At 66.7% G+C, this 12,545-nt stretch carries 9 protein-coding genes and 1 tRNA gene; 2 read left to right on the top strand and 8 right to left on the bottom strand.

Annotated elements, in window-relative coordinates; all coding sequences use genetic code 11:
- Positions 1-104 precede the first annotated feature (104 nt).
- Positions 105-1,586, bottom strand: coding sequence for a signal recognition particle protein (ffh, locus tag BFL28_RS18365; RefSeq protein ID WP_069321979.1), 1,482 nt, complete (start codon positions 1,584-1,586; stop codon positions 105-107).
- A 151-nt stretch (positions 1,587-1,737) separates the two neighbouring features.
- Positions 1,738-2,487: a triose-phosphate isomerase gene (gene tpiA, locus BFL28_RS18360; protein ID WP_069321978.1), complete on the bottom strand. Its 750-nt coding sequence runs from the start codon at positions 2,485-2,487 to the stop codon at positions 1,738-1,740.
- A 120-nt stretch (positions 2,488-2,607) separates the two neighbouring features.
- On the opposite strand from tpiA, the gene BFL28_RS18355 reads away from it, so the two are divergent.
- Both BFL28_RS18355 and BFL28_RS18350 read left to right on the top strand, forming a co-directional pair.
- Positions 2,608-4,548 carry a peptidylprolyl isomerase gene (locus tag BFL28_RS18355; RefSeq protein WP_079247303.1) on the top strand — a complete coding sequence of 647 codons (1,941 nt, stop codon included), beginning with the start codon at positions 2,608-2,610 and terminating at the stop codon, positions 4,546-4,548.
- A 4-nt stretch (positions 4,549-4,552) separates the two neighbouring features.
- On the top strand, positions 4,553-6,073 hold the full coding sequence (locus BFL28_RS18350) for an anthranilate synthase component I family protein (RefSeq protein WP_069321977.1): 1,521 nt from the start codon (positions 4,553-4,555) through the stop codon (positions 6,071-6,073).
- Positions 6,074-6,161: 88 nt separating this feature from the next.
- Here BFL28_RS18350 and BFL28_RS18345 read toward each other — a convergent pair whose 3' ends face one another.
- From BFL28_RS18345 to BFL28_RS18320, 6 genes are all read right to left on the bottom strand, one after another.
- A complete protein-coding gene (locus BFL28_RS18345; protein ID WP_069321976.1) occupies positions 6,162-7,082 on the bottom strand; it encodes a DUF808 domain-containing protein in 921 nt (306 codons plus the stop codon).
- Positions 7,083-7,233: 151 nt separating this feature from the next.
- Entirely contained in the window at positions 7,234-8,505 is a 1,272-nt protein-coding gene (gene clpX / locus BFL28_RS18340) for an ATP-dependent Clp protease ATP-binding subunit ClpX (RefSeq protein ID WP_069321975.1), read from the bottom strand.
- Between the two features lie 108 nt (positions 8,506-8,613).
- Complete coding sequence (locus BFL28_RS18335; RefSeq protein ID WP_069321974.1) at positions 8,614-9,276, bottom strand: ATP-dependent Clp protease proteolytic subunit; 663 nt, start codon at positions 9,274-9,276, stop codon at positions 8,614-8,616.
- Positions 9,277-9,381: 105 nt separating this feature from the next.
- The gene (locus BFL28_RS18330; protein WP_069321973.1) at positions 9,382-10,314 is read right to left on the bottom strand and encodes a glycosyltransferase family 2 protein; all 933 of its coding nucleotides are present in this window, start codon (positions 10,312-10,314) and stop codon (positions 9,382-9,384) included.
- A 156-nt stretch (positions 10,315-10,470) separates the two neighbouring features.
- Positions 10,471-12,135, bottom strand: a complete 1,665-nt coding sequence (tig, locus tag BFL28_RS18325; protein ID WP_069321972.1) for a trigger factor — start codon at positions 12,133-12,135, stop codon at positions 10,471-10,473.
- Between the two features lie 70 nt (positions 12,136-12,205).
- Positions 12,206-12,290 (bottom strand) — tRNA-Leu (locus tag BFL28_RS18320).
- Positions 12,291-12,545: the final 255 nt, after the last annotated feature.

Raw genomic sequence — 12,545 nt, 5'->3', positions numbered from 1 at the left:
TTCCTTCTTTCTTCATTCCGTCATCCCGGCGAAAGCCGGGATCTCGTGCCTCAATGTTCAACCTTCACCGCCTGAGACCCCGGCTTTCGCCGGGGTGACGGCACCTATTTCTTCTTCAAAAGCTTTGCGAGGTCGGGCGGCAGGTCCGCGCCACCCGGGAGGCCGGGCAAGCCGCCATTGGGCCCGCCAAGCTTGCCCATCATCTCACCCATCTGCGGCCCGCCCAGCGCGTTGCCGAGCCCGCCCATGCCGCCCTTGCCGAGCAGCCCCAGCATGCCCTTCAATCCGCCCATCTTCTTGATGCGCTTCATCGCAGTGGACATCTCGAGGTGCATCTTGAGCAGCTTGTTCACGTCCTGAACGGTCGTACCGCTGCCCTTGGCAATGCGGATCTTGCGCTTGGCGTTGATCAGTTCGGGCTTGGTGCGCTCCTTGGGCGTCATCGACGTGATCATCGCGTCCATGCGCAGCAGGATGCGTTCGTCGACCGCGCCATTGGCCATGGCCGCTTGCGCCTTCTTCATGCCGGGGATCATCCCGGCCAGCGCACCGATGCCGCCGATGCGCCGCATCTGCGCCAGCTGCCCGCGCAGGTCGTTCATGTCGAACTGCCCCTTGGACAGCCGCGCCGCCATCTTCTCGGCGTCTTCCGCCTCGATCGCCTGCGCGGCCTTTTCGACCAGCGACACGACGTCGCCCATGCCGAGGATCCGGCCAGCGACGCGCTGCGGGTGGAACGGTTCGATCTGGTCGAGCTTCTCGCCGACGCCGGCGAACTTGATCGGCTTGCCGGTGACCGCGCGCATCGACAGCGCTGCGCCACCGCGCGCATCGCCGTCCATGCGAGTCAGCACCACGCCGGTCAGCGACACCTGCTCGCCAAAGCTCTGCGCGACGTTGACCGCGTCCTGGCCGGTCAGGCTATCGACGACGAGCAGCATTTCCTGCGGCTTCGAGATGTCGGCCACCGCCTTCATCTCGTCCATCAGCTGCTGGTCGACGTGCAGGCGACCCGCCGTATCGAGCATCAACACGTCGAAGCCCTGAAGCTTCGCGGACTGAAGCGCGCGGCGAGCAATATCGACCGGCTGCTGGCCCGCCACGATCGGCAGCGTCGCAACCTCGGTCTGGCCGCCCAGCACCGCCAGCTGCTCCTGCGCCGCCGGGCGATTGACGTCGAGCGACGCCATCATGACCTTCTTGCCTTGCTTCTTCAGAAGCTTGGCCAGCTTGGCAGTGGTCGTCGTCTTGCCCGATCCCTGCAGACCGACCATCATCACGACGGCGGGCGGAGTCACGTCGAGTTCAAGCTCGGCCGTGTCCGGCCCCAGCATCGCGATCAGCGCGTCATTGACGATCTTGACGACCTGCTGACCCGGCGTGATCGAGCGCAGCACCTGGTGCCCGACCGCCTGTTCGGTCACGTCCTCGACGAACTTGCGCGCGACCGGCAGCGCGACATCGGCTTCGAGCAGCGCGATACGCACTTCGCGCATCGCGGTCCGCACATCCGCCTCGGTCAGCGCGCCACGGCCCTTCAGACGGTCGAATACGCCGCCAAGCCGTTCGCTCAGGCTATCGAACACTCGCTTCTCCAATGTTTCCGGGGCCGTAAACGCAAAACACGCCGGCGGACGAAACCTCGTCGGCCAGCGTCACCCACATGGGGTGGCAATGCGTCACGTTCCAGGAACGATCGATGGCGCCCCTAACGCCCCCGGTCGCAAAAGGCAAGGCTCAGAGCGCGGCCGCCGCCTCGATGATTGGCACGAACTTGTCCGCGGTCAGGCTGGCCCCGCCGACCAGCGCGCCGTCGCCGTCGGCGCACGCCAGCAGCGCCGCCGCATTGGCGCCGCTGACCGACCCGCCATACAGGATGCGCAGCCTGGCCGCCGCGTCCGCGCCGAGCAGCTCGCTCAGCTTCGCGCGCACCGCGCCATGCCTCGCCGCGACATCGGCTTCGGTCGGGGTCCGGCCGGTGCCGATGGCCCACACCGGCTCATAGGCGATCGACAGCCACGCGCCGTCCGCGCCATCCGGCAGCGATCCGGCGATCTGCGCGGTTACCACCTCTTCCGCCTGTCCGGCGTCACGCTGGTCCAGCGTCTCGCCGACGCACAGGATGACGGAAAGGCCGTGGCGATGCCCAGCCTCGGCCTTGGCCTTAACGCACGCGTCGGTCTCGCCCTGATCGGCGCGGCGCTCGCTATGGCCGACGATGACCAGCTTCGCGCCGGCTTCGCCCAGCATCGGCGCGGCGATGTTGCCGGTATGCGCGCCGCTGTCCTTCGCATGGCAATCCTGCCCGCCGATCGGCAGCGCGCCGGCGACCGTCACTGCCGGCGCGATCAGCGTAGCCGGCAGGCACAGCGCCGCATCGACGCCGGGATTTGCAGCCGCGGCCGCGGCGATCGCCTCGATCTCGGGCAGCGACGCCGTGAGGCCGTTCATCTTCCAATTGCCCGCCACCAGCTTGCGCCGCATCATGTCCCCCCGCGATCCTTGTCGATTGGATCGGTCCGTAGGCAAGCGGCACGTTGCGCACAAGCTTGATGGCGGGGCATCGTCACCCTAAAGCACCGCATCCAAGTTTCTGATCGGGTCTCCATGCTTACCTTCCTTCGCCGCATGCTCTTCTCGACAGCCGGCAAGCTTATCGCGCTCGGCCTGCTGATCGTCATCGCGGTGGCGTTCGCGCTGGGCGACATCACCAACCTTTCCGGCGGCGGGACCCCCGCGGGCGGCGCGCTGGTCGAAGTGGGCGGCAAGAAGGTCACCGAGGCCGAGCTGCGCCAGCGGCTCAAGACCGCGTTCGAGCGGGCGCGCCAGCAGCAACCGACGCTGGACATGACTCAGTTCGTGAACGCCGGCGGATTCGATCAGGTGCTCGAACAGATCGTCAACGGCCTGGCGCTCGAAACCTTCGCGCGCGACAACGACATGGCTGTCGCCAAGGCTGCGGTGGATGGCGAAATCGCATCGATCCCCGCGTTCCAGGGACTGGACGGCAAGTTCAGCCAGGCGACGTTCAACCAGATCCTGGCGCGTGAAGGCATCACCGCCGATCAGCTGCGCGCCGATATCGCGCGCGAAACGCTGGCACAGTGGCTGATCGGGCCGACGATCGGCGCGACGCAGGTGCCGAGCCAGTTCGCCCTGCCATATGCTTCGCTGCTGCTGGAACAGCGCAGGGGCGCGGTCGGCTTCATCCCCGCCAGCGCCATCGCGCCGGGCGCCGCGCCGATCGATGCCGAACTTCAGGGCTTCTATCGCCGCAACGGCAATCGCTACACCCTGCCCGAACGGCGTGTCGTGCGCTATGCGGTCGTCCGTCCCGAGCAGTTCGCCGAAACAGCCAAGGCCACCGACGCGGAAATCGCCGAAGCCTATCGCAAGAACGCCGCGAACTATGCGGCGGCGACCCGGCGTCAACTGGCGCAGGTGATCGTCGCCGACCAGAATGCCGCCAACGCGCTCGCTGCCAAGGTGAAGGCCGGGACCGGCCTTGCCGCCGCGGCGCAGGCGATCGGCCTCAAGGCGCAGGTGATCGACAATGCCGACAAGGCCGCCTTTGCGCGCGCCAACAACGCCGCCATCGCCGATGCCGCCTTCGCCGCCGCGCCGGGCGCTGTCGTCGGTCCGATCAAGGGTCCGATCGCGTGGCACGTCGTCAAGGTGGAAAAGGTCGAGCAAGTCGCCGGCAAGTCGCTGGAGCAGGTGCGCGGCGAACTGGCCGCCGAGATCACCAAGCGCAAGGAGGCCGAACTGATGGCCAATCTGCGCAGCCGCATCGACACGGGCCTCGCCGACAATGCGACGTTCGACGAAGCGGTTGCCGACGCCAAGCTGACGGCCACCACCTCCGCGCCGCTGTTCGCCGACGGGCGCACGACGCAGGATGCCGCCGCTCAGCCCGATCCGCTGCTGGCGCAGATCGCGCAGGGCGGCTTCGCACTGGAGCAAGGCCAGGATCCGCAGCTGATCCCGCTGGGTGAGGATGGCAGCTTTGCGTTGATCAAGACCGAGCGCGTCTTCACTGCCGCCCCGCGCCCGATCGCCGAGGTGCGCGATTCTGTGACGAAGGACTTCATCGCCGACCGCCAGCAGCAGGGCGCGCGCAAGGTTGCGGCTGCCGTGCTGGCGGACGTGAACAAGGGCGTGCCGATCGCCGATGCGCTGAAGAAGACCGGGCTGGCGCTTCCGCCGGTCCAGCCGCTCGACGCCCGGCGCGGCCAGCTGGCGCAGATGGGCGCGCAGCTGCCGGCCCCGGTGCGGCTGATGTTCAGCATGGCGGCCAAGAAGGCCACGCTGACCGAATCGCCCAATGGCGAGGGCTATTGGGTGGTCTGGCTGGACGAGATCAAGTCGGGCAACGCCGCCGGCAATGCACAGCTGATCGCACAGACTCGCGGCCAGCTCGGCCAGAGCCTGGGTGCCGAATATGTCGAGCAGTTCGCCGCCGCGGTGCGCAGGGCGGTGAAGGTCAAGCGCGACGAAGCGGCGATCGCGCGGCTCAAGGCCACGCTGAGCGGCCAGGCCGGTAACTGATCCGATGGGCCACGCTGGCGACGTGCAGGGGGCCGAGGCAGCGCGTGCCGCGCTGGCGCAGGGCCGACCCGCGCTCGTGTGGCGGCGCGAGCTTGCCGACACCGACACGCCGGTGGGCGCGGCGCTCAAGCTGATCGAGCCGGGACGCGGCGACTTCCTGCTCGAATCGGTCGAGGGCGGCGCGGTGCGCGGGCGGCACAGCCTGATCGGCCTTGCCCCCGATCTCGTCTTTCGCGCGCATGGCGAGGCGGCCGAGATCAATCGCCACTGGCTGACCGATCGCGCCGCGTTCGAGCCCGCCGGCGCGCCGACGCTGCAGGCGATGCGCGAGCTGGTGCAGGCGTGCCGCATGGACGTGCCGGCCGAACTGCCGCGCGCATTGGCGTGCCTGGTCGGCTATTTCGGCTATGAGACGATCGGGCTGGTCGAAAAGCTGCCGCGTGCCGCCAACGACGTGCTGGGCGTGCCCGACATGATCTTCGTCCGCCCGACGGTCGTGCTGATCTTCGACCGGCTGACCGACGCGCTGTTCGTGGTTGCCCCCGTGTGGCCGGACGCGACGCAGGATGCCGACGCGCTGATCGCCGCCGCCGCCGAGCGGATCGACGCGACCGCCGCCCGCCTCGCCACCGCGCCGCTGCCGCCCCGCGCGACGAGCGACGTGCTGGCGATCGAGCCCACGCCGGCGCTCGACCCTGCCGACTATGCCGCGATGGTTGGCCGCGCGAAGGACTATATCGCGGCGGGCGACATCTTTCAGGTCGTGCTGGCGCAGCGGTTCAGCGCCCCCTTCCCGCTCCCGCCGATCGAGCTTTATCGCGCGCTGCGGCGTGTGAACCCCTCGCCATTTCTCTACTTCCTCGACCTGCCGGGCTTCGCGCTCACTGGATCGAGTCCCGAGATCCTGGTCCGAGTCCGCGATGGCGAGGTGACCATCCGCCCGATCGCCGGCACCCGTCCGCGTGGCAAGACCGCAGACGAGGATGCGGCGAACAAGGCCAGCCTGCTCGCCGATGCCAAGGAGCGGGCCGAACATCTGATGCTGCTCGACCTCGGCCGCAACGACACCGGCCGCGTGGCGGCAGCAGGGTCGGTCAAGGTGACCGACAGCTATACGGTCGAATTCTACAGCCACGTTATGCACATCGTCTCGAACGTGGTCGGCCGGCTGCGGCCCGACGCCGATGCGCTAGACGCGCTGTTCGCCGGCTTCCCCGCGGGTACGGTCAGCGGCGCGCCCAAGGTGCGCGCGTGCGAGATCATCGCCGAACTGGAGCGCGACGCGCGCGGACCCTATGCCGGCGGCGTCGGCTATTTCTCGCCCGACGGGTCGATGGACAGCTGCATCGTGCTGCGCACCGGCATCGTCAAGGACGGCACGCTGCACGTGTCGGCTGGTGCCGGGATCGTCGCCGACAGCGATCCGGCCTATGAACAGCGCGAGTGCGAGGCAAAGGCCGGCGCGCTCTTCGCCGCCGCCCGCGAGGCCGTGGCACGCGCGAGCACGCCGAGATTTGGGCAGTAGGTCGATCCGTCACCCGGCGAAAGCCGGGGTCTCATGCGGCGAGCGCTTTCCTTGCGGCCTGAGGCCCCGGCTTTCGCCGGGGCGACGATCATTCGTGCTTCTTGTGAAAGAATTTGGTGATGATCAGCGCGATCACCGCGCCCACGATCAGCCCGACGACACCGGAACACAGCGCCGTCACGACCCAGCCTAGAAAGCCACCGCCCGCGCCCTCGGCAAAGTGGTGAATCGTCTCCTCCGGCGCATGCCAGCCAAGCTGCGCCGCGCCATGAACCAGAATGCCACCGCCGACCCAGATCATCGCCGCCGTGCCGATGACCGACAGCGCGCTCATGACCTTCGGCATGCCCTTGACCAGGCCACGCCCGATCGCGCGAACGGCTGACGGCCCGCGCTTTGCAAGGTGCAGGCCGATATCGTCCATCTTCACGATCAGCGCCACCACGCCATAGACGCCGATCGTAATGCCAATGCCCACGATCGCCAGCACCACGCCCCGCTCCCACAGCGGCTTGTCCCCGACATCGGCAAGCGCGATCGCCATGATCTCGGCCGACAGGATGAGGTCGGTGCGGATCGCGCCGCTGACCTTCGTCGCCTCCAGATGCGCCGGGTCGCCGATCGCCTCGGCCTCATGGACTTCGGCGTCATGGCCCCCAAACGCCTCGATCACCTTCTCCGCGCCCTCGAAGCACAGGAATGCGCCGCCCAGCATCAACAGTGGCGTGATCGCCCAGGGCGCGAGCCAGCTGAGCAGCAGGGCGGCGGGCAGCAGGATCAGCAACTTGTTGCGCAGCGATCCGACCGCGATCTTGGCGATGATCGGCAGTTCGCGTTGCGGCGACAGGCCGGTGACATAGCGCGGCGTGACGGCGGTATCGTCGATCACGACGCCGGCAGCCTTGGTACCCGCCTTCCCCGCCGCGGCCCCCACATCGTCGAGCGATGCGGCGGCAAGCTTGGTGATCGCGGCCACATCGTCGAGCAGCGCGGCAAGGCCTGAAGGCATGAACGTCCCCTGATACGATCGTCGAAACTATGTGCGCCCCAGCCCGCCTCGCCGGGGCAAGGATTGGATCGGCACAAACAAACGGGCGCCGGATTGCTCCAGCGCCCGTCGAATGTCTCAACCCTGCAAAAGGTTCAAGCCACAGCGACCATCAGGCCGCGTCGTCGGCCTTTTTCTTCTGCTTCTCGGCATAGACGCGGATCGGCTCCTTCGACCCGGCGACCACGTCCTTGTCGATCATCACCTCGTCGACCCCGTCCATGCTGGGCAGGTCGAACATCGTGTCGAGCAGGATGCCTTCCAGGATCGAGCGAAGGCCGCGCGCACCGGTCTTGCGCTCGATCGCCTTCTTCGAAACCGACACCAGCGCGTCGTCGGTGAAGGAGAGCTTGACGTTCTCCATCTCGAACAACTTCTGATACTGTTTCACCAGCGCGTTCTTCGGCTCGGTCAGGATCTTGACCAGCGCCTCGATGTCGAGATCCTCAAGCGTCGCGACCACCGGCAGACGGCCGACGAATTCGGGGATCAGGCCGAACTTCAGCAGATCTTCCGGCTCGGTCTGGCGCAGCACCTCGCCGGTGCGGCGTTCCTCCGGCGTGGCGACGTAGGCGCCAAAGCCGATCGACTTGCCCTGAAGGCGATCGCCGATGATCCGCTCGAGGCCCGAGAATGCGCCGCCGCAGATGAACAGGATGTTCGTCGTGTCGACCTGCAGGAACTCCTGCTGCGGATGCTTGCGGCCACCCTGCGGCGGCACGCTGGCGGTGGTGCCTTCCATCAGCTTGAGCAGCGCCTGCTGCACGCCTTCGCCCGAAACATCGCGCGTGATCGACGGGTTCTCGGCCTTGCGGCTGATCTTGTCGATCTCGTCGATATAGACGATGCCGCGCTGCGCCCGCTCGACGTTATAGTCGGACGCCTGCAACAGCTTGAGGATGATGTTCTCGACGTCCTCGCCGACATAGCCGGCTTCGGTCAGCGTCGTCGCGTCGGCCATGGTGAACGGCACGTCCAGGATGCGGGCCAGCGTCTGCGCGAGCAGCGTCTTCCCGCAGCCGGTGGGGCCGACCAGCAGGATGTTCGACTTGGCGAGCTCCACCTCGGCGCCCTTCGCGCCATGGTTGAGGCGCTTATAGTGGTTATGCACCGCCACCGAGAGGACGCGCTTCGCCTGCTTCTGGCCGATCACATAATCGTCCAGAACGTCGCAGATTTCCTGCGGGGTCGGCACGCCGCCATCCTTCTTCGAGACGAGCGCCGACTTGGTCTCTTCCCGGATGATGTCGTTGCACAGTTCGACGCATTCATCGCAGATGAACACAGTCGGGCCGGCGATCAGCTTGCGCACCTCGTGCTGCGACTTGCCGCAGAACGAACAGTAAAGCGTGCTCTTCGAATCGCCGCCACTCAGCTTCGTCATTCAGTCTTCCTTCGCGTGCCGGGCCGCACCGCAGCCCGGCATCCTACAGGCCGGATCATCCCCGGCAAATACAAAACACCCTGTAACAGCCCCAAGGTGAGCGCAGGATTAAGCCGCTTCACCGTCCGTGGGCTGCGGGCGCTTGTCGAACACCTGATCGACCAGTCCGAACGCCTTGGCCTCTTCCGCCTCAAGGAACGTGTCGCGATCCATCGCGCGCTCGATCTCTTCCAGCGGCTTGCCGGTGTACTTGACGTACAGCGCGTTCATCCGATCCTTGATGCGCTGGATTTCCTTGGCCTGGATCTGGATATCCGATGCCATGCCCTGCGCGCCGCCCGAAGGCTGGTGGATCATGATGCGCGCGTTGGTCAGCGCCACGCGCATCCCCGGCTCACCCGCGGCCAGCAGGAAGCTGCCCATCGACGCCGCCTGGCCGATGCAAACCGTGCCGACGCGCGGCCGGATATACTGCATGGTATCGTGGATCGCCATGCCGGCGGTCACCACGCCGCCAGGCGAGTTGATGTACATCCAGATGTCCTTCTTCGGATTTTCCGATTCAAGGAACAGTAGCTGCGCGGTGATCAGCGAGGCCATGTGATCCTCGACACCGCCGGTCACGAAGACGATGCGCTCGCGCAGCAGGCGCGAATAGATGTCGAAGCTGCGCTCGCCGCGGCTCGACTGTTCGATGACGATCGGGACCAGCCCGCCTGTGACGGGGTCGCGCGTGAAGCCATCGGGGGTGTGACCGGAAAGGGGATGCATGTGCGGGAAATCTCGTATGTCTGTTTTTGCCCGTCACCTATTTCGGCGCTCGATCCGCCCCGCGCAAGGGGGCAACAGGGTGAACGGGCAATCGGGGTGCTGCGCTCAGCGTAAAGGTCCGGGCTGGGCAAGGTAGGCCAGCCGCCGCATCTCGCGCCGCCCACGCACCACCGTGTCGAGGATCAGCCCGGCAAACAGACTGAGCGCGGAGAGGATTACCAGCCCCGTTGCCAGGATCGCGGTCGGGAAACGCGGCACCAGCCCGGTTTCGGCATAGGTGACGGCAAGCGGCACCGAGAGGATCACCGCCACCGCCGCGAGCAGCGCCGCGATCCAGCCAAAGAACAGGATCGGCTTTTCGATGCGATACAGCGTCAATATCGTGCGCCCGATCCGCGCGCCGTCGCGATAGGTCGACAGCTTCGACGCCGACCCTTCTGGCCGGGCGAGGTAGCGCGTCTCCATCTCCCCCACAGGCATCTTGAGTTCGAGCGCATGGACGCTCATCTCGGTCTCGATCTCGAACCCCGCGGACAGCACGGGAAAGCTTTTCACGAAGCGGCGCGAGAAGACGCGATAGCCCGAGAAGATGTCGGTGAAGCTGCGGCCGAACAGCCGCGCCAGCAGCCCGGTCATCGCCCGATTGCCCAGCACGTGCCCGCGCCGATACGCGTCCGCCGCCTCGTGCACCCGCGTGCCGACCACCATGTCCAGGCCCTCGACCAGGACCCGCGCGATCATCGCCGGCGCGGCGGTCGCGTCATAGGTCGCGTCGCCATCGGCCATGACATAGACGTCGGCGTCCACGTCGGCGAACATGCGGCGCACGACACTGCCCTTGCCCTGCATCCGCTCGGTGCGCACGATCGCGCCGGCGTCGCGCGCCACCTCGACCGTGCGGTCGCGGCTGTTGTTGTCATAGACATAGATCGCCGCATCGGGCAGCGACGCACGAAAGGCCGCGACGGTCTGCCCGATCGCGGCCTCTTCGTTGTAGCAGGGCAGGATCACTGCGATGCGCGGAGCCGTCGTCGCCATTCGTCCCCCAAACCTTCTCCCACAGGGAGAAGGATAGCGAAGCTTGGCAGCGTGCTGCCTAGCGTAGCTTGGATGAGGGTGGGCGGCTTTGCAACCGGCCTGCCCTCACCCTTCCGCCGCTGTGCGGCTCCCTCCCTCTCCCGACGGGAGAGGGATTTAGTCCGCCTTCTTCTTGGCCGGTGCCTTCTTCTTCGGCGCAGCCTCGGCGACATCGCCCTCGGCCGCTTCGGTCTTCGCCGCAGCCTTCTTGGTCGCCGCCTTCTTCACCGGCTCGGCGGCAACGGCTTCCGCGTCCGCAGCAGCCGGCTCGATATCGGCTGCTTCGACCTTCTTGGCCTTGGCCTTCTTCGCCGGCTTCTCGTCCTCAGCGCCCGCATCGACGGCTTCAGCAGGCTCGGCGGCCGCCTCGTCCTTCTTCGCCTTGGCCTTCTTGGCAGGCTTGTGGTCATGATCATGGCCGCAGCCCGGGCCATGCACATGCGGCACCGCGCCTTCTTCGCTCTCGATCGCGGCTTCCAGCTCCTCGCGGGTCACTTCGCGGTCGGTGATCTCGGCCTTCTCGAACAGGAAGTCGACGACCTTGTCCTCGTACAGCGGCGCGCGCAGCTGGGCAGCGGCCATCGGCTCCTGCTGGATATACTGGAAGAAGCGCTGCTGGTCCTCGGGACGATACTGCTGCGCGGCCTGCGCGATCAGGCGGTTCATCTCCGCTTGCGTGACCTCGACGCCGTTCGCCTGGCCGATTTCCGACAGCAGCAGGCCCAGGCGCACGCGGCGCTCGGCGATCGCGCGATAATCGTCGCGATCCTTCTCCAGCTCGGCCTTCGCCGCTTCGGGGTCTTCCTCATGGCCCGCTTCATGCTCAAGCTGAGCCCAGATCTGCTGGAACTCGGCCTCGACCATCGACGGCGGAACCGGGAAGTCATGGCCGGCGGCCAGCTGATCGAGCAGCTTGCGCTTCATGTGCGTACGGGTGAGTCCGCCGGTTTCGTTCTCCAGCTGGCCCTTGAGGATGCCGCGCAGCTGCTCCAGGCTTTCAAGGCCCAGGTTCTTCGCGAAATCCTCGTCGATCTTGGTCTCGCCCGCCGTTTCGATCTTGGTGATCTTGAGGTCGAACGTCGCGGCCTTGCCCGCTAGGTTGTCGGCGCCGTAATCCTCGGGGAAGGTCACGTTGATCTGCTTTTCGTCGCCGGCCTTCACGCCGACCAGCTGATCCTCGAAGCCCGGGATCAGGCGGCCCGATCCGATCTCGATCGCCATGCCCTCGCCCGTGCCGCCGTCAAACGCGACGCCGTCGACCTTGCCGACGAAGTCCATCGTCACCTGGTCGCCATGCGCGGCCGCATGGCCCTCGCCCGCGTCGCTCCACGCCTTTTGCTGGCCGGCAATCTGCGCCAGTTGCGCGTCGATCGCGCTTTCGTCGGTGGGGATCACCAGCCGCTCGAGCTTCAAACCCTCGATCGAGGGCGCCGGTACGTCGGGCAGCACTTCCAGCTCGACCTTCACCTCGGCGTCGCTGCCGGGGGCGAACTCGCCCTCCAGGCTGACCGACGGCTGCATCGCGGGACGCAGCTTGTGATCGGCGATCAGCTTCTGCACGCCTTCCTGGATCGTCGTGTTGAGCGCGTCCTGCGTCAGCGCATCGCCGTGCATCTTGCGCACCAGGTTCGCGGGCACCTTGCCGGGGCGGAAGCCGGGCATGCGGATGGTCGGCGCGACCTTCTTCACTTCGGCATCCACGCGCGCATCGATGTCGCTCGCGGTGATCTTCAGGGTGTAGGCGCGCTTCAGGCCTTCGTTCAACGTCTCAACGGTCTGCATTTGCTTCAGGCTTCCTGCTCTGGAAGTGGAATCGTTTTCGCGGCATCCACCCCGTGCGCCGGGCGGAAACTGGTGCGGGCGAAGGGACTCGAACCCCCACATCTTTCGATACTGGTACCTAAAACCAGCGCGTCTACCAGTTCCGCCACGCCCGCATTCGAAGGACACCGCAGGTCGGGCGCGTCTATAGCAAGCGAGACGCCGGGGGCAAGCGGCGATGATGATCGCGCCGCGCGATGCTCTGCGGCGAGCGATGAACCTGGATCAATCCGGCGCGTTGGACAAGCGCATGGCCGGCCCATGCGCTCCCGCCCGATACGCGTCAATCGACTGAAATCAATCGAAGCCGCGCCTAACCGTTCACGATCGTTCCGCCATTGGGATGCAGCACCTGACCGGACATGTAGCTT

The sequence above is a fragment of the Sphingomonas turrisvirgatae genome (genome assembly GCF_001721295.1).
In the GTDB taxonomy this organism is placed as follows: domain Bacteria; phylum Pseudomonadota; class Alphaproteobacteria; order Sphingomonadales; family Sphingomonadaceae; genus Sphingomonas; species Sphingomonas turrisvirgatae.
Note: the sequence above shows the minus strand (reverse complement) of the source record. Positions and strands in the feature narration are given on the sequence as shown.